Below are 18071 nucleotides of genomic sequence, written 5' to 3'. Positions count from 1 at the left end.
GCTTGATTCTATTTTGTTAACTTCCATTCAATCCGCCCGGCCAAAACTCTTGCTGATTAAAGGTGTAATTGTATTTCATACTTACATTAAATACACATCATCCTTCCTATTTTTTTAAACAAAAAAGAGCGTAAATTAATACGCTCTTCGTTAAATTTCTTTACATGTAACCTTTTTCTTTAAGTGATATAAACTGATGATTCCCTATAATCACATGGTCCAACAACTCTACGCCCATCATACTACCTGCCTCAGCCAGTCTTTTCGTCACTTCAATATCTTCCGTTGAAGGATTGGGCTGACCGCTAGGGTGATTATGTACACAAATTATAGATGCCGCACTATGTTTCACAGCTTCCTTGTACACTTCCCTTGGATGAACTATTGATGAATTTAACGAACCTATGAAAATGGTCTTTTTATGAAGCACTTCATTTTTCACATTTAGATACAAGACTACAAAATGCTCCTGTGTTAATGATGTCATTTCTGCCATCATATACGACGCTGCGTCCTCCGGGGATCTAATCGTATAACGGGTTTCATTCTTGCCAACGTTCCGTACCTTTTTAGCGAGAAGCATTCCCGAATGAACTTTCAAAGCTTCATTATGCGTCATACCTTCCTTTTCAAATTCCGAAACTGTCATTTCTACTAATGTCCTCAAGCCATGTCCTGCTAAACGGCCTGTAAATTCAGGTGTTGAAGATGGTCCGATTAAGACAGCAAAAATGTCTTGTAGCTCTATGACCGCTTCTGAACCAATTGCATTATATGTTGCGACTGCTTCACGAGCAGATGTAATATATTTTTTAGTATTCATTTTAATTGTCCCTTCTCACACAAAGCTAGCGCCGAGTGGCACTAGCTTTCATGTGCCACTCTTTCCTACCCGGTGGAGGGTTTTTTATGATATAATTAACCTACATTGTTTTAAAGATTTACTTTTTGCGAGACGAGAATCTTCTTGTCTCTTTTTTTTCGCCCATTTTTTCTACAACTGCATCATCCCAGCCCAATTTCCTTAGATTAGAAGCTTTAATGTTTAATAATTTCCATGGATTAACGCCTTCAAGTACCATGTTCTGCGCTAGTTCTTTAAGTCCCTCCTCATTGAAACTCCATGATGCGGATATGCTGTAATCCCAAATCACATCACCAGTATCAACAGAGCCGTTTACATCAACGAAAGACTTCAATTCAGCTTTCATTGCTTTCAATGCTGCTTCAACCCGTTCAATTTCTTTACCTAAGCTTATTGCGTGATCCATGCTTTTAACTTCTTCTGTTTTTGCGAGTACCATAATTAAACTCCTCCTTTAGATTCCTATATTTCCGCTTCCAATAACCTTTACATCACCTTTTTCAATGGCTAAGAAAATGTCCTGAATATCGGTAAGCAAATCTAGCTTTTCAACTTCTCCTTTACCATCCAGTTGGTAGATACCGCCAAACTTAAAGACAAGGAATTTCCTCTCCTTCTTTTCATCTACATAACAGATGAATGATTTCTTTATACTGCCTGTTTTAACATTGGAAATAAGACTTTCTAAATGTTTTCCAACCATTTCAATCACTCCATTTCCTTTTTATTTTTGAAAACAAAAAAAGCCGACGTCATCCCGAAGGAATCAATCAGCTTTTAATATATATCACGCAAAAATGCGGAAATACCCATATGAATATGCTCGAAAGCAATTTTGTGACGTACAATTACATCTGCCTATCTTTTCCCGAAACGAGAATGCAAAGGCTGAACATTTGTGTCGAATCTCCTTTTGTAAATTGAAAAGGCATTACGACTTTCATCAAAATACGATGACTTGGGAACTAATAAAATATATCTTAAGTTTATCAAATCAAAGTAGGCGTCGCAACACTTTGGGAAACGTGTATATAATCAGTCCGTTTTTTCAGAAATGGAGTTTCATGGTAACTCTGATATACTAAATTTAGAATAAGTATTTGAATAGTTGTGGTAAGCGAACGAAACGCAATGAACTGAAAACTCTCTTAAAAGCAATCCTAATGTAAAGGGGTATATAAAATGAGCCAAAAACTAAAAAATAAAATTGAAGCATCCGACACAACGATAAATAGTTTAATGAAAGATCAAAAGTTTACGATTGACTATTTTCAACGTGAATATCGTTGGCAATCAAAACATATTAAACTTTTAATAGAAGACTTAACATCCACATTTTTAAAATCCTATAGTCCAGAAGATAAAAGAAAAGACGTTGTTAATTATCAAAGTTATTATTTAGGTCCAGTAGTTTTCAGTATTAGCCCGGATAGTGGTAAAAAATCAATTGTAGATGGACAGCAATGCATTACATCTATTACGCTGTTGTTGATTTATTTAAACCACCTGCAAAAAAACAGTGATCATAAAGTTTCTATAAGCGAACTCATATTTTCAGAGAAATTTGGGGAGAAGTCTTTTAATATGACTGATAAAATGAGAGAACCATGCTTAAAATCATTGTTTGAAACAGGTGAATATACATTAAGTGAAAATGATGATGAGACTGTTCAGAATATGTTAAATCGATATGAGGATATTCAACAAACGTTTCCAGATGAATTAACCCGTGAGATATTGCCGTTTTTCATTGACTGGTTAATAGAAAATGTGGTTATTGTTGAAATAATAGCCTATTCAAATGAAAATGCATACACTATTTTTGAAACGATGAATGATCGGGGCTTAAACTTAACGGCGACAGAAATGCTTAAAGGATACGTTTTATCTAATATTGAAAATAAAAACCAACGATCAGAAATAAACGATTTATGGAAAAGAGAAATTCAAAAGCTCCACCAATATAATGACAATGCAGACTTAGGATTTTTTCAAGCTTGGTTTAGAGGTAAGTACGCTGTATCAATAAGACCAGGAAAAGTAGGATCTATTGATCAAGATTTCGAGCTAATTGGGTCACGTTTTCATAACTGGTTTAAGGACAATCATAGAACATTACTAAATTTAAACTCATCGGATGAGTTTTACAATTACTTCAAAAATGAATTTCCCTTTATGGTTAAATGGTATCTAAAGATGTGGGACGCGCAAATAAAATATACCCCTACAATCCCTCATGCAACCTATATTAATAACTGGGGCATCGCAGAATCATTACAAGATCCCTTGTTATTAGCATCTATTAATTTCGGGGACACAGATGCTACAATTATGAAGAAAATTGATTTCGTTTCCAGATATATAGAAACGTTTACAGTTAGACGCGCCATTAACTATCGCAAATTTGGACAAACATCTATAAAATATACAATGTTTAATATTATTAAGCTGATCAGGGGCAATAATCTCGATTTATTAGGACAAAATTTAACTAATGAAGTTAATAAAATTCAGGAAGACTGGCAAGGCGTTCTGGAGTTTGGACTACATGGACAAAACAGGAAGTTTGTAAAACACTTACTTTCACGAATATCTAGTTATATAGATAATATAGTAGGCAAAGATACTACTTATGTGTCATACCATCATCCTAGCGGTAAACAATTTGAAATTGAACACATTTGGGCGAATAAGTTCCAAGAGCATTCTGATGAGTTTGATCAAGAAAATGACTTTCAAAGGTGGAGAAATTTAGTAGGTGCACTCATTCTTTTACCTTCTGGAACAAATCAATCCTTTAGTAGTGATAAATACGATGATAAAGTGAAGCATTACATCAAAGAAAATACGTATGCACAGACATTAAATTCAGCTTATTATGCTAAGAACCCTAATTTTTTAAAATCGGAAATTATCAAGGATTTAAATTTCAAAGCCCATAATGATTTTAAAAAAGATGATATTGAAGATAGGCAGCAACTTGTTCAACGCATTTGTGAAAAGCTATGGTCTGTTGATTACTTTAATAACTAATATCTACAACTTTTCTCAATCCCTTATAAAATAAAGAAGAATTAGACGGCCGTCAGTTCTAATAACTCAATTCAGTTAAGTGATAGAAAAAGTTGAACATTAAAAGAGACCTAATTCGCATATGAATTAGATTTCTTCGTTTTGTCTATGAAAAATTCATTCTTCAAAGACCTTGTGCAAATGAAGGGCAACTTTTTTGCCATAACTGCACCTGATGTCAATTAAATGAAAATAAAGTTTCAAATAACAATATATAAATATTAGTTTGATTTACCTTTGGTTAGTAACTCTAATGCTGCTTTTCTAATTTCGGGGCTTTTAACTAAAGCTACACCACTTACACCTACTCCAACCAAAGCAATCATCCATTTTTTGTATTCAGTATCTTTTTGATAAGATTTTTCAACCATACGCTCAATTCGATCATTAAGTTTATCTCTATATTCTTCACTTAAATTTGGGTTCTTTAGTTGATCAGCAAATATATCTATTGCCTTTTGAATTGTGCTATATGCTTTTTCTTGAGATTTCAAACCCAACTCTCCTATACCATTAATTGCATTTATGATTCCAGGAGTATATTTTAGTAAGTTTTCATATTCTGCTGGATTAAATTGAGTTAGGTCATAATTTTCCCTCTTAAGTTTTATTAAGTTTTTTGAAATATCTTCTTTTTCATTCATGGCTACACCCCTAATTTGGATATTTTATATTGCTTGCTTTATGATAAATGAGATTTTAAATATTGTATTTTGATAGAGTTTTTTTATTAAACCAATCCACTTCATTAACTTCAATAGATTCAAAGAAATTACGGAACAATAAATCGTGCTAATTGTTGAACTGTGAGCTTAAAATCACCTTACCAATAGTATAGCAGAATTATTCCTGAAATTTTTTGAAAAATCAAATGACACTTTTAAATCTAATGCCATTCGAAGTTCTAATTCGATGTTAATTAGTTTGTTATTTCAGCTTTTGAACTACACGATGTAGCTGTTGTCTAGTTTTCTTCGTATTTTATGACTCAAAACCGAAAGTCTAGGTTCTTTACTCAAAGTGTATTTGCCTTCCTTCCTTGATTTAACCCAACCAAATAAGACAGAATAGCAATGCCGCCACCTGTACCTATAATTGCGACTGCTTCCATTATTGTTAACAATTTCTACAGACTTTAGTTTTGAAAAACACTTTGTCGCTTCCCCCTTCCGTAAAAAAGGCAAGAAAAATAACACGTTTCATTCAACGGTTGAATGAAACGTGTTTTGTGTGATTATAAACAAAGTTATTTTATTTGGTCTCTAAAATAGCAACAATGTTGTTTACATACTAAATCGTTGTACAAGTAAAGCACCCGTCAGTGCAATAAGTTCAAATGAATAAAGGGTTATTTTTTCTTACAAATGCGTAAATGTCTTTTCTCAGCTGCACTCAATATAAATAATGTGGCAATACCAAAAACAATGCCCTCTATAATCACCGCGGTCCAAATACCAATAGGGAACAAAAGTGAATACAAGAATAACAATAATCCAATAGCTAATATTAAAGTTAAACCTATAGCGAATGCTACCTTTTCAGGCAATGCTTTAATTTTATCTAACATTATTTTCCCCCTTCCTGGTTCTTTGAATGACAAAAGTACTTTTTTCTTACTCCTTGTTTTTATACCAGAATTACTTTGAGGTTCTTATCAAATAATCCTGCCACTTTAGTTGAGGAAGTATTTATAACTCTATTATAAATTAAATACCGTAAATGGTAATTTGATAACCTAATTATCAAAAATTATTCTCTTTATAAACAACGAGATCAAATGGAGCATGCTCAGTAAGTGGATTCAATATTAAATAGCCCTTTTGATGTAAATCGACTTGGGCTTTTAAAACTCCTAAATCGCCCTTATTCTTAGTGTGATGATACAATGTTGTTCACCTCTTCCCTATAACTATACTAACGTCGAAATTTTTTTATTTTCCATCTAAGGGTTCATTGGACATAAAACAAGGAAAATTATCAAGCACATAACAATCAGTCCCCAATTAGAAGTATATCTATTATGAATGATTGGAATAAATATCTCCAACCTTAACAAATAATCTACCAATCGGAACTTCTATCAAAACATAATTCTCTAACTCATTAACTAGCGAATCGTGTGTAAAATTTGTGTATTTACTTTTCAAAATCAGTCCATTTTAATCAAATTCTCTACAACACAAAAACACCCAAAACGTTGAAGTGACAACGTTTTGGGTGTTTTAAACAAACCTAACTTATTCCAACTTTGTTACATTACGTCCCAGGCAGGATTCGAACCTGCGACCGACGGCTTAGCTTACCACCATGGCTTTCGCCACCAGTAAAGTACTGTTTGTAGTCTGGACTATAACTTCACCATTTCAGGTGCGACACGTTTAGTCTCTACGGAACCTCACGATAATCAAATGATTATGTTTCGGATATTCTACCCTCAATTTACATTGAGCCTTCGTACATCCTAAATCTTTATGTAACTAAAGATCGTAAGTTTCCTCGGTATTGCCATCAGCATTATCTGTTAAGGTTTCACCGATACGGTGTCGTTCACTTTATAAGTTCTCTTTCCTCATAAAGGCTCCTATTGTTGAAGGCCGTTGCTCTATCCAGCTGAGCTACTGAGACATGCTCTAGAATCAATCACTTGTATGTGACGACAGTTATTAGTATAGAACGGATTGGTAAAAATGTCAACACTATTTCTAAACATTTTTTATTTCTATTGAATCCACCACTTCACGGCCCATGTTTTTAAACGTTACACGTATCGTTTCATCCCACTCAACTACAGCGTACGTAGGCTTTTTTCCGCCCCTCGGCTGTTTTGTACTGCCCGGATTAACGAATAAAATTCCATCAATTATTTCGGCGCCGTATAGATGTGTATGGCCAAATAGCACAATATTTGCATGTTTTTCCATTGCACTATACTGAAGAGACATAAGTGATTGGTTTACGTTATGCTCATGCCCATGTACCGCCAAAATCGTTTTACCTTTCACATTTGCAAGTACCTCATTTGGAAAACTTGAATCTATATCGCAATTTCCACGAACTTTATACATGTCCCCAAAAATCGCGTCGTTAAATAATAGTTCGCTATCTCCACAATGAAAAATTGCATCGCCGGATTGTGAAGAAACGGTTTTCACCGTTTCCAAATCTCCGTGCGAATCACTCATAACAAGTATTCTCATTCTACATTCCCCACTTCTGTTACTAATTGAGGAAGTTTCGCTTGTAGTTTAACAAGTGCCGCTCCCCGATGAGAAATCGCATTTTTTTCTTCTGCCGATAATTCCGCTAGCGTACATTCTTTTTCAGCAACATAAAATATAGGATCATATCCAAATCCATTTTTTCCGTGTCGCTCATTCGTAATTCGTCCTTCACAACTACCAGAAAACGTTTCGGTTTTAATATTTGGTCCCGCTACAGCTAAGACACATCTAAAACGCGCTGTGCGCTCTTGTTCAGGCACGGCGTTCAATTCCGCCAACACTTTATCGATATTCGCTTCATCGCTCTTATTAGCGCCTGCAAAGCGTGCCGAGTAGACCCCAGGCGCACCTTGCAACGCATCAATTTCAAGTCCGCTATCATCAGCGATTACGACTTTACCAAGTAATGCCGCGACAGTTTCTGCTTTCAAAATTGCGTTCTCTTCAAATGTCTCGCCTGTTTCTTCGACGTCGATGTCACCTTCTATATCATTCAATGACAAGACGTTAAATCCAAGTGGTTTAAGAAGTGTTATAAAATCATTTACTTTACCGGCATTTTTTGTTGCGATAAGTATTTCTTTCATAAAGAATCGCCTTCGTCTGTCCCGATTAACCCTGCAATATCTCCTAGTGCTTCTGTTTGCATCTTGAATAACTCTTCAATTCCAACTTCTGCAAGCGATACGAGATTATTCATTTCATCGCGCGTAAATGTCGCTTCTTCACCAGATCCTTGCAATTCAACGAATGCACCTTCTCCTGTCATGACAACGTTCATATCGACAGCTGCTGAAGAGTCTTCGATATAATTCAAGTCAACAATTAGCTCGTCCTCTATTGTTTTACCTACACTTGTTGCAGCAAGGAATGTAGAAATGGGAAACTTTTCAAACGGTTTTTCAGTGTGGAGTTTTGCTATCGCAAGCGTCATCGCGACAAATGCACCTGTAATCGATGCCGTTCTTGTCCCACCGTCTGCTTGAATGACATCACAGTCAATCCAAATTGTGCGTTCACCAAGTGCTTCTAAGTTCACTACAGCACGTAGCGCTCGTCCAATAAGACGTTGAATTTCCATTGTACGACCGCCAACTTTACCTCGTGTAGCCTCACGTTGTGTTCTTTGACCCGTTGCACGCGGTAACATCGAATACTCAGCTGTTACCCAACCTTTTCCGCTTCCCCTTAAGAAATGCGGCACACGCTCTTCTACAGTAGCTGTACAAATTACTTTCGTATCACCAACTGAAATAAGTACAGAACCTTCCGGGTGTATTAAATACGCTGTTTCTATCATTACAGGTCTAATCATATCATTCGTTCTTCCATCGTTTCTCATATAGGATACCCTCCACAATTCTAATTCCGCATTCATCTTATCATAACCCATTTAACATACGCAAAAACCCAGAATGTCTTTATCCGACATTCTAGGTTCTTTACAATTCGATATGCCTTACATCAGGTTCTTCGATTGACAACCAATCGACAACAATTTCAAGAAAGTCTTCAGGCGATCCTGTCGTAAAAAAAACAGGTTTCTTATGGCTTTTCGAAAGATTTCCAATCCCATTAACGAGCAATGTCTGCTCTACATCGCGCGCTGTCTCTATAGCAGATGAAATGATTTTCACATGATCCGGCAAATGGGTCTGAATGTAACTTTCCAACAGCGGATAATGCGTACACCCTAATATCGCAGCGTCAAAATCCTTATCTACAATTGCATGAAGTGTGCGTTTAACAACTTCACTTGCAAATTCCGATTTATATTGACCGCTTTCGACAATAGGAACAAATTCAGGGCATGCGAGTGGAATTATTGTTGCATCGGGTAATAGATTCAACACTTCTTTATCATACGCACTGCTTTTTATTGTACCGATTGTACCAAGAACAGCAATTTTACCCGTTTTAGTCGCATTGACTGCCGCACGTGCCCCAGGGGTAATAACACCGATGATTGGAAAACTAAAAAGCTTTCGAACCTCTTCAAGTGCTACTGCTGTCGCTGTATTACAAGCGATCACAAGCATTTTTATGCCCATTTTGGAAAGTGCCGTAGCCATTTCTATCGTATACTCTCGAACTTCTTCAGCTGGCCGCGGCCCATATGGACAGCGTTCCCGATCTCCAATATAAATAACTGATTCTGTCGGTAGCCGTTGCAAAATTTCCTTCGCTACAGTTAAACCACCTACACCCGAATCGATAATACCAATTGAACCACGCAATTTAATCCCTCAATCCTCTTTCATCTCTCTATGCAGCTTCGTCAATAGATAAGAAAAGTTCTTTTTTTCATCTTGATCAAAATCAGACAACACCGTATTTAAGTAGTCGCGACGTTTCTCGATTACTTCTTCAATTACACGTTCCCCTTCGCTTAGAAGATGGATACGAACGACACGACGATCTTGCTCATCTCTTACTCGTTTAACAAGATTGTTTTTCTCCATTCGGTCGACAAGGTCTGTCGTTGTGCTGAATGCGAGATACATTCGGTTCGACAAGTCACCGATTGTCATGTCTCCATGTTCAAATAACCACTGCAGCGCAATGAATTGTGGTGGGGTTATTGTATAATTCTTTAGAATTCTCCGCCCTTGTTGCTTGATAAGCGCGGAAATATATCTTAGTTCTTTCTCCATATGCGCAACATCATCATGTTTTTCTGGCGTCGTATGGTCTGTCAAGTCGATCAGCTCCCTGAAAACAATTACTACTTTCTATTGTCCCCCTTTTCACTGAGTAAGGCAATATCTTTTTAGCGCAACTTTAACTCGTCAAGCCGTAATAACTCGATAATCGCTTGCGCTCTACCCGATACCCCAAGCTTCTGGATGGTGTTTGAGATATGATTTCGGACAGTTTTCTCGCTAATACCGAGCCGTCCTGCGATATCTTTAGTCGTGTTATCGTCAACGAGCAGATTAAAAATTTCTCGCTCCCTTACCGTAAGCAATGAACGGTGTTTTGATTCATCTGTCAAGACGCGCCCCTCCTATCACTTTCACCTTAAAATATGTGAACGAGGCGAAAGCTGTGACGGCTACTTAACGAATTCATTGACAAAAAACGACTTTTCTTCCTCCGTCCATGGTTCCCCTTTTCCAGTGACCTTATTAATTTGTACAATTGAACCACGACCCGTGAAGACAATTTCGTCTTTGGCGTCGGTCGCCATATAATGAATATCACCAGAAGAAGTCCCAACAGACGCCATTTTCACATTGATTCTTAATGATTCATCGAAGAATACTTGCTTCAAAAAATCACATTGTAAGTCTGCCACAACTACCATTTTCTCGCTGCTTTCGTGCAACCAATTATTCATTAGCCCCAAATGTTTTAAATATTCAATTCGGGCGAATTCGAAATAAGTAAACGGCACCGTATTATTCAAATGTCCAAACATATCTGTTTCCGAAAACCGAACCGTCACCGGAACTGAAAAACTAAATTCGGATGCCCACGTCGATGCTTCTGTTATGTAATTTGCTCTCATAATTATCCCCCACCATTCCCTATATTTAAATGAATAACTATTCACATCTTCATAATACCAAAGATTTCCGTGAAAATGAAATACTTATTCTGATTGACAACGAAAAAATCCTGCCCATGCACTAATGCAAGGACAGGATTTTTTAGACTAATTAGTCTACCATATGGTCGCTTCCGAAGAAGTTTTTGAACAGTTGAACAGATGTCGCACGGTTCATAGCAGCAATTGAAGTTGTTAGTGGAATTCCTTTTGGACAGGCAACTACACAGTTTTGTGAGTTCCCACATTCCGCAATTCCGCCGTCAGTCATCAATGTAGCTAGACGCTCGTCTTTGTTCATCGCTCCTGTTGGATGCGTGTTGAATAGACGTACTTGTGAAAGAAGTGCAGGACCCATGAAGTTTGTCTTGTCGTTAACGTTTGGACAAGCTTCTAGGCACACACCACAAGTCATACATTTTGAAAGTTCGTAAGCCCATTGGCGTTTGCGTTCTGGCATACGAGGACCTTCACCAAGATCATACGTACCGTCAATCGGAACCCATGCTTTAATCTTTTTCAGCGAGTCAAACATAAACTCTCTGTCAACGATCAAGTCACGGACGACAGGGAATGTTTTCATTGGCTCAAGGCGAATCGGTTGTGTGAACTGATCCACTAACGCTGTACACGACTGGCGCGGACGACCGTTAATAACCATTGAACATGCTCCACAAACTTCCTCAAGACAGCTCATGTCCCAGTTAACTGGAGTTGTTTTCTGTCCTTCAGCATTCACCGGGTTACGGCGAATTTCCATCAGGGCAGAAATAACGTTCATATTTGGTCTGTATTCGATTTCAAATTTCTCCCAGTATGAATCTGAACTGGATGAGTTTTGACGAAGAATTTCAAATTTGACAGTCTTTTGCGCAGTAATATTTTCGCTCATTTACGTCAATCTCCTTTCTTCGCGGAGTAATCGCGTTTACGTGGCGGAATTAGAGAAACGTCAATGTCTTCATAATGGAAGATTGGTGCTGACTTTCCGTCAAATTTCGCCATCGTTGTTTTCATAAAGTTCTTATCATCACGTTCCGGGAAATCCGGTTTGTAGTGTGCGCCCCGACTTTCGTTTCGGTTTAGAGCACCCAAAGTGATTACCCTTGCTAAGTATAACATGTTTTTAAACTGACGAGTAAACGTTGCACCTTGGTTAGACCAAAGTTGTGTATCGTTAATGTTAATGTTTTCGTATCTTTCAAGAAGTTCAAGAATTTTTTCGTCTGTTTTTTCCAAACGATCGTTGTAACGAACAACTGTAACGTTATCCGTCATCCATTCGCCAAGTTCTCTGTGCAATACGTACGCATTTTCATTTCCGTCCATTTTCAGTGTATTATCCCACTTCTCTTGCTCTTCTTTAATAGCAGAGTCAAAGATTGATGAAGGAAGATCTTCTACAGAACGTTTTAAGCCTTTCATATAATTAACGGCATTCGGTCCTGCGACCATTCCACCGTAAATAGCTGAAAGAAGTGAGTTTGCACCAAGTCGGTTTGCACCATGCTGTGAATAATCAACTTCACCTGCTGCAAAGAGTCCTGGAATATTCGTATGCTGATCATAGTCTACCCATAGTCCACCCATTGAATAGTGAACTGCCGGGAAGATTTTCATTGGAACTTTACGTGGATCGTCACCCATGAACTTCTCATAGATTTCAATAATTCCACCAAGTTTAATGTCTAGTTCTTTAGGATCTTTATGTGAAAGGTCAAGATATACCATGTTTTCCCCGTTAATACCAAGCTTTTGGTTAACACACACATCAAAGATTTCACGTGTTGCAACGTCGCGTGGTACAAGGTTTCCGTAAGCCGGATACTTTTCTTCAAGGAAATACCAAGGTTTTCCGTCTTTATATGTCCAAACACGGCCACCTTCACCACGTGCAGATTCACTCATGAGGCGAAGTTTGTCATCCCCAGGAATTGCAGTCGGGTGAATTTGTATGAACTCACCGTTTGCGTAGTATCCACCTTGTTGGTAAACGATAGATGCAGCAGAACCTGTATTAATAACAGAGTTTGTTGACTTACCGAAAATAATTCCAGGTCCGCCTGTTGCCATAATTACTGCGTCGCCTTTGAATGCTTGAATTTCCATCGTATGAAGGTTTTGGGCTTTAATACCACGACAAACACCTTCATCATCAAGAACTACACCAAGGAATTCCCAGTGTTCGTATTTTGTTACAAGTCCGTCAACTTCAAAGCGACGAACTTGTTCGTCAAGTGCATATAGAAGCTGTTGTCCAGTCGTAGCACCTGCAAAAGCCGTACGGTGATGTAATGTTCCTCCGAAACGACGGAAGTCAAGAAGCCCTTCCGGTGTACGGTTAAACATGACACCCATGCGGTCCATTAAGTGAATAATTCCAGGAGCTGCGTCAGTCATTGCTTTAACAGGTGGTTGGTTCGCTAGGAAGTCTCCACCGTATACAGAGTCATCAAAGTGGATTGCAGGCGAGTCGCCCTCCCCTTTTGTATTCACTGCACCGTTGATGCCGCCTTGGGCACATACTGAGTGGGAGCGTTTAACCGGGACAATAGAGAATAAGTCAACCGGCGTACCTTCTTCCGCCGCTTTGATGACTGCCATCAATCCAGCGAGTCCGCCGCCGACAACAATCAATCTGCTTTTCGTCATTATTTGTTCACTCCTCAATTATTAGCTGATCTTTTTAGTACGTTTACAATTCAATTATTTAAAATCAAACAAATGCAAGAAGTGCTTGTACACCGATTACTGAAAGTACTAGGAATACTCCAAGCGAAACATAAGTAACAATTTTTTGTGAACGTGGCGATTGTGAAATTCCCCAAGTTACAAGGAATGACCAAAGTCCGTTTGCCAAGTGGAAAGTAGCTGCGATGACACCAGCCATATAGAATACAAGCATAAATGGACTAGATAGGATGTCAGCCATCATATCGAAGTTCACGTCCGCACCAAAAGCTTTCTGTAATCTAGTTTGGTAGATATGCCATGCGATAAACACAACTAAAAATACACCCGTTATACGTTGGAACATAAACATCCAGTTGCGGAATGTTCCGTAACGTTTAACGTTGTTTTTCGCCGTGAAAGCTATGTAGAGACCGTAAAACGCATGTAGCATTAGTGGGATGTAGATGATGAACCATTCCAAGAATAACACAAATGGCAAATTCCCCATAAAATCGGATGCTGCATTAAACGCCTCTGGTCCGCGTGTTGCAAAGTGGTTAATAACCAAGTGCTGGGCAACAAAAAGCCCAACCGGGATAATACCAAGCAACGAATGAAGACGACGAATATAAAAATCTGATTCTCTCGACAAGTCTTTTACCCTCCCTTATTACTGAGATAGTAGTCAGCGTCCGACATCGTTTTGACACGATAATACCGTTGACGACATACCTCTTCATGGTACAATATTAGAACATGTCTATTGTACTCCTCCATTTTGGGGAGGTCAAGACGAGTATAGTTAAATTGTGAATTCTGATGTCTCAGGAATCCGCAATATCGTTATCTATTATTTCTTCGGAAGGGCTGCATAATCCAGTGGAAAAAGTTACATACGGAACACCGACTCGGTTCGGTTATGAACTACTACGAGATCACGTGTTGCCAAGCATACTTGGGACACATGAAGAAGATATCCTTTATTGGTTAGGGAAAGAACTCGCAAGAAAGTTCCCTATTTTTAGTTTAGACGAGTTGTCATCCTTTTTTGCTGAAGCTGGATGGGGTTTATTGTTAATCGAAAAAACTTCAAAACACGAATCTTTTTATACGTTAAAAGATGATGATGAACATTTGAATATACAAGAAAGAAACTTTCAACTTGAAGCAGGTTTCATCGCCGAACAGCACCAAAAAATCAATGGCGTACTCACCGAATGTTTCGGAGAGAAGCAAGTAAAATCAGCAGGTTCACACGTACTATTCCATGTGAAATGGGATTTAAAATCAAAAATTTAACATACTTGGAAGATGCATGAGCACCATGCATCTTTTTTGTTATTTCTTCGATTGCTCTTCTTCCAAGAAATACTTCGCAACTGACTCCGCAATGGCTATGGGGAGTCCCGCTTCTTGTAGTTCTACCGAAGTGGCTTCACGAATCTTTTTTACAGATTTAAAGTGTTTTAATAGTAGGCTTTTTCGTTTGGGACCTACCCCGGGTAGCCCATCGAGTACGGATAGGAATGTATTCGCCCCACGTTTTTGCCTGTGAAACGTTATCGCAAATCTATGCACCTCATCTTGAATGCGTTGCAATAAATAAAATGCTTCACTCGTCCTTTTTAGCGGAATTGCCTCTATTGGATTGCCATAAAGCAGTTGTGAAGTTTGGTGCTTGTCATCTTTTGCAAGTCCCGCAATCGGGATGGACAATCCAAGTTCATCTTCAACGATTTCACGAGCAACTTCCATATGACCTTTCCCACCATCAATGACGATTAAGTCCGGGAGTGGTAAGTTCTCTCTCAAAACCCTTATATAACGCCTTCTAACTACTTCGCGCATTGCCCCGTAATCGTCATGGGCGGCAGCCGTTTTTGTTTTGTACTTCCGATAATCTTTTCGATTTGGTTTGCCATCGACAAAAGATACCATAGCGGACACCGGATCTGCGCCATGCGTATGTGAATTATCAAAAGCTTCAATACGAAGCGGGATGGAAATATTCATCGCTTCCGCGAGTTCCTCACATGCACCAACAGTTCGGAGTTCTTGACGTTCAACTAAATGAAATTTTTCTTTTAAAGAAATCCCCGCATTTTTACTTGCCAAATTCACAAGGTCTTTCTTTTTTCCCCGCTGCGGAATAAATACGTCCACATTAAGAAGTTGCCGGACAATTTCTGCGTCAATGCCGGGTGGCAATAATATTTCTTGCGGTATTAAATGTTCGGATTTCCCATAAAACTGCCCAATGAATGTTAGCAGTTCTTCTTCCGGATCTTGGTAAAGAGGAAAAATAGACACATCCCGTTCGATTAGCTTCCCTTGCCGAACAAAAAAGACTTGAACACACATCCACCCTTTATCGACCGAATACCCAAAAATATCCCGATCTGTAAAGTCGTTCATGGACATCGATTGTTTTTCCATGACGAGTTCAATATTCGTAATTTGGTCACGGTACTCTTTCGCACGCTCAAACTCTAACGTTTCGGCGGCCGCTAACATTTTCTTTGTTAAGTCGTTTTTCACTTGTTTGTATCCGCCGTTTAAAAACCGGGTAATATCATCAACCATCTTTTTGTATGTAGCATCTTCAATTTCCTTTACACAAGGTGCAAGACATTGACCAAGATGATAATACAGACAGACACGGTCCGGTAATGTGTAACACTTCCGATACGGATAAATCCGGTCAAGTAGTTTTTTTGTTTCACTAGCTGCAAATGAATTTGGATAAGGGCCAAAATACTTCCCTTTGTCTTTTTTCACTTGTCTCGTAATGATAAGTCTTGGATGACGTTCCGCAGTAATCTTCAAATAAGGATACGTTTTATCATCTTTCAGCATAATATTGTACTTCGGATCATGTTGTTTAATTAGATTGAGCTCAAGAATAAGGGCTTCAATATCTGAAGAAGTGATAATTGTTTCAAAATCTTCTATTTCTCCAACAAGACGTTGCGTTTTTCCATCATGGGATCCAGTAAAATAACTTCGAACGCGTTGTTTAAGTACTTTCGCTTTTCCAACATAAATAACCGTTCCTTGCCTATCTTTCATTAAGTAACAACCTGAATCCTCCGATAGGATTGACAATTTCTGTTCGATTAGGTCATTCATCAATTTCACCTGCCAAAAAAACCGGGCGCCAATTAAGGTTCCCGGTTCAGATTAATTTCAATTTACTTACTTATTACGCGTGTTTTTCAATTAGTTGTGAAAGAGCTTCTTTCGGTTGGAAACCAACAACCTTATCAACAATTTCGCCATCTTTGAAAAGAAGAAGTGTAGGGATAGACATTACACCGTATTTTCCAGCTGTTTCCTGGTTATCGTCAACGTCAAGTTTCACAATAGTCGCTTTTCCGTCAACTTCGCCACTTAGTTCTTCAAGAACTGGAGCGATCATTTTACAAGGACCACACCACGGTGCCCAAAAGTCCACAAGTACTACGCCTTCTTTAATGTTTTCAGCAAAATCTTTATCAGTTGCATTAATAATTGTCATTGAATAATTTCCTCCTTAATAAATAACTATGTTCATATTGTACCATGCACCTAAACCTTCAGCGAAAAATATGCTTATGAACCTCCCACGACTAAAGTCACGGGTGTTCTCGGCTTAATCATAAAGACGGGCAAAGTAAAGCCCCCTTAAAAGGGGGCTTTACTTTGCTAAATTAGTTTGCTTGAATTTTTTTAACTTCTTCAATCATCATCGGGATGACTTCGAACAAGTCTCCTACAATACCGTAGTCAGCTACTTTGAAAATGTTCGCTTCTGGGTCTTTGTTAATGGCAACGATAATTTTCGAGTTAGACATTCCAGCCATATGTTGGATTGCCCCCGAAATACCGACCCCAATATAAAGGTCAGGTGTAATTACTTTACCCGTTTGTCCAATTTGTAGTGAATAGTCACAGTAATCCGCGTCACAAGCACCACGAGAAGCACCAATCGCTCCACCTAATAGGTTGGCAAGCTCTTGGAGTGGTTCGAAACCTTCCGCACTTTTCACGCCACGCCCACCCGCAATAACAACTTTCGCTTCGGACATATCAACACCTTCAGTCGTTTTACGAACGACTTCAGAAATGATTGTGCGCAGATTTGTAATGTCTACTTGTACTGAAGAAACATCACCTGTGCGACTTGCATCTTGTTCGAGCGTCGCGATATTGTTTGGACGTACTGTGATAAATAGTAAGCCATCTTTGTTTTTCACTTTTTCAAATGCTTTTCCAGAATAGATTGGGCGGATGAATAATGCGTCATCGCCTTCTCCATCAATATCTGTCACGTCGGAAATTAGACCCGATGCAAGTTTGCTAGCAATTTTTGGTGAAAGGTCCTTACCAAGTGCCGTATGTCCAAAGACAATCGCTTCTGGTTTTTCCTGTTCAACAATTGCCATAAACCCTTGACCAAAACCGTCAGATGTATATTGTTTCAAGTGTGGATGCTCGACTGTAAGTACACGGTCTGCTCCATACTGAATCATTGTTTCTCCGAAAGATTGAACCGAATCGCCAAGCAATACGCCGACGACTTCTCCACCTCCGGAAACTTTTTTCGCTGCTGCAATCGCTTCAAACGAAACGTTACGTAACGCACCTTCACGAACTTCACCAAGTACCAATACTTTCTTAGACATGAATTGTCCCTCCTAATATACGATAT

The 18071-nt window shown here is 38.5% G+C and carries 20 protein-coding genes and 1 pseudogene; 2 read left to right on the top strand and 19 right to left on the bottom strand.

Annotation, left to right across the window (positions count from 1 at the left end; all coding sequences use genetic code 11):
* Positions 1-160: 160 nt before the first annotated feature.
* From radC to KSU66_RS06170, 3 genes are all read right to left on the bottom strand, one after another.
* The gene (gene radC / locus KSU66_RS06180) at positions 161-823 is read right to left on the bottom strand and encodes a RadC family protein (protein WP_269050541.1); all 663 of its coding nucleotides are present in this window, start codon (positions 821-823) and stop codon (positions 161-163) included.
* Between the two features lie 118 nt (positions 824-941).
* The gene (locus tag KSU66_RS06175) at positions 942-1304 is read right to left on the bottom strand and encodes a hypothetical protein (RefSeq protein ID WP_269050540.1); all 363 of its coding nucleotides are present in this window, start codon (positions 1302-1304) and stop codon (positions 942-944) included.
* A gap of 15 nt (positions 1305-1319) precedes the next feature.
* Positions 1320-1568, bottom strand: a complete 249-nt coding sequence (locus KSU66_RS06170) for a hypothetical protein (protein WP_269050539.1) — start codon at positions 1566-1568, stop codon at positions 1320-1322.
* 479 nt (positions 1569-2047) lie between these two features.
* Between KSU66_RS06170 and KSU66_RS06165 the strand changes: the two genes are divergently transcribed.
* A complete protein-coding gene (locus KSU66_RS06165; RefSeq protein WP_269050538.1) occupies positions 2048-3898 on the top strand; it encodes a DUF262 domain-containing protein in 1851 nt (616 codons plus the stop codon).
* A gap of 260 nt (positions 3899-4158) precedes the next feature.
* Here KSU66_RS06165 and KSU66_RS06160 read toward each other — a convergent pair whose 3' ends face one another.
* The 13 genes and pseudogenes from KSU66_RS06160 to KSU66_RS06100 all read right to left on the bottom strand — a co-directional run bounded on the left by KSU66_RS06160 (position 4159) and on the right by KSU66_RS06100 (position 14033).
* The gene (locus tag KSU66_RS06160) at positions 4159-4581 is read right to left on the bottom strand and encodes a hypothetical protein (protein WP_269050537.1); all 423 of its coding nucleotides are present in this window, start codon (positions 4579-4581) and stop codon (positions 4159-4161) included.
* Between the two features lie 704 nt (positions 4582-5285).
* Positions 5286-5504: a hypothetical protein gene (locus KSU66_RS06155; RefSeq protein ID WP_269050536.1), complete on the bottom strand. Its 219-nt coding sequence runs from the start codon at positions 5502-5504 to the stop codon at positions 5286-5288.
* Between the two features lie 178 nt (positions 5505-5682).
* Positions 5683-5823 (bottom strand): annotated as a pseudogene (locus KSU66_RS06150) (group I intron-associated PD-(D/E)XK endonuclease); the annotation flags it as partial.
* 816 nt (positions 5824-6639) lie between these two features.
* Entirely contained in the window at positions 6640-7134 is a 495-nt protein-coding gene (locus tag KSU66_RS06145; protein ID WP_269050534.1) for a metallophosphoesterase, read from the bottom strand.
* Complete coding sequence (locus KSU66_RS06140) at positions 7131-7745, bottom strand: XTP/dITP diphosphatase (protein ID WP_269050533.1); 615 nt, start codon at positions 7743-7745, stop codon at positions 7131-7133. Before KSU66_RS06140 ends, KSU66_RS06145 begins: the two co-directional genes overlap by 4 nt.
* Positions 7742-8500, bottom strand: coding sequence for a ribonuclease PH (gene rph, locus KSU66_RS06135; RefSeq protein ID WP_269050532.1), 759 nt, complete (start codon positions 8498-8500; stop codon positions 7742-7744). Before rph ends, KSU66_RS06140 begins: the two co-directional genes overlap by 4 nt.
* Before the next feature lie 100 nt (positions 8501-8600).
* On the bottom strand, positions 8601-9395 hold the full coding sequence (gene racE / locus KSU66_RS06130) for a glutamate racemase (RefSeq protein WP_269050531.1): 795 nt from the start codon (positions 9393-9395) through the stop codon (positions 8601-8603).
* Between the two features lie 9 nt (positions 9396-9404).
* A complete protein-coding gene (locus KSU66_RS06125; protein WP_269050574.1) occupies positions 9405-9812 on the bottom strand; it encodes a MarR family winged helix-turn-helix transcriptional regulator in 408 nt (135 codons plus the stop codon).
* A gap of 116 nt (positions 9813-9928) precedes the next feature.
* Complete coding sequence (locus KSU66_RS06120; RefSeq protein WP_269050530.1) at positions 9929-10153, bottom strand: helix-turn-helix domain-containing protein; 225 nt, start codon at positions 10151-10153, stop codon at positions 9929-9931.
* Positions 10154-10213: 60 nt separating this feature from the next.
* Entirely contained in the window at positions 10214-10669 is a 456-nt protein-coding gene (locus tag KSU66_RS06115) for an acyl-CoA thioesterase (RefSeq protein WP_269050529.1), read from the bottom strand.
* 151 nt (positions 10670-10820) lie between these two features.
* On the bottom strand, positions 10821-11600 hold the full coding sequence (gene sdhB / locus KSU66_RS06110) for a succinate dehydrogenase iron-sulfur subunit (RefSeq protein ID WP_269050528.1): 780 nt from the start codon (positions 11598-11600) through the stop codon (positions 10821-10823).
* Between the two features lie 5 nt (positions 11601-11605).
* On the bottom strand, positions 11606-13360 hold the full coding sequence (gene sdhA, locus KSU66_RS06105; protein ID WP_269050527.1) for a succinate dehydrogenase flavoprotein subunit: 1755 nt from the start codon (positions 13358-13360) through the stop codon (positions 11606-11608).
* Positions 13361-13424: 64 nt separating this feature from the next.
* Positions 13425-14033, bottom strand: a complete 609-nt coding sequence (locus KSU66_RS06100) for a succinate dehydrogenase cytochrome b558 subunit (RefSeq protein WP_269050526.1) — start codon at positions 14031-14033, stop codon at positions 13425-13427.
* Positions 14034-14260: 227 nt separating this feature from the next.
* Between KSU66_RS06100 and KSU66_RS06095 the strand changes: the two genes are divergently transcribed.
* On the top strand, positions 14261-14680 hold the full coding sequence (locus KSU66_RS06095; protein ID WP_269050525.1) for a DUF2507 domain-containing protein: 420 nt from the start codon (positions 14261-14263) through the stop codon (positions 14678-14680).
* A gap of 39 nt (positions 14681-14719) precedes the next feature.
* On the opposite strand, the gene uvrC is transcribed toward KSU66_RS06095, so the two are convergent.
* From uvrC to KSU66_RS06080, 3 genes are all read right to left on the bottom strand, one after another.
* Positions 14720-16510, bottom strand: coding sequence for an excinuclease ABC subunit UvrC (uvrC, locus tag KSU66_RS06090; RefSeq protein ID WP_269050524.1), 1791 nt, complete (start codon positions 16508-16510; stop codon positions 14720-14722).
* Between the two features lie 73 nt (positions 16511-16583).
* Positions 16584-16898 carry a thioredoxin gene (trxA, locus tag KSU66_RS06085; RefSeq protein ID WP_269050523.1) on the bottom strand — a complete coding sequence of 105 codons (315 nt, stop codon included), beginning with the start codon at positions 16896-16898 and terminating at the stop codon, positions 16584-16586.
* Between the two features lie 172 nt (positions 16899-17070).
* Positions 17071-18045 carry an electron transfer flavoprotein subunit alpha/FixB family protein gene (locus KSU66_RS06080; protein ID WP_269050522.1) on the bottom strand — a complete coding sequence of 325 codons (975 nt, stop codon included), beginning with the start codon at positions 18043-18045 and terminating at the stop codon, positions 17071-17073.
* Positions 18046-18071: the final 26 nt, after the last annotated feature.

The sequence above is a fragment of the Sporosarcina sp. G11-34 genome, from assembly GCF_026931025.1.
This window is presented reverse-complemented; position numbering and strand designations above follow the sequence as displayed.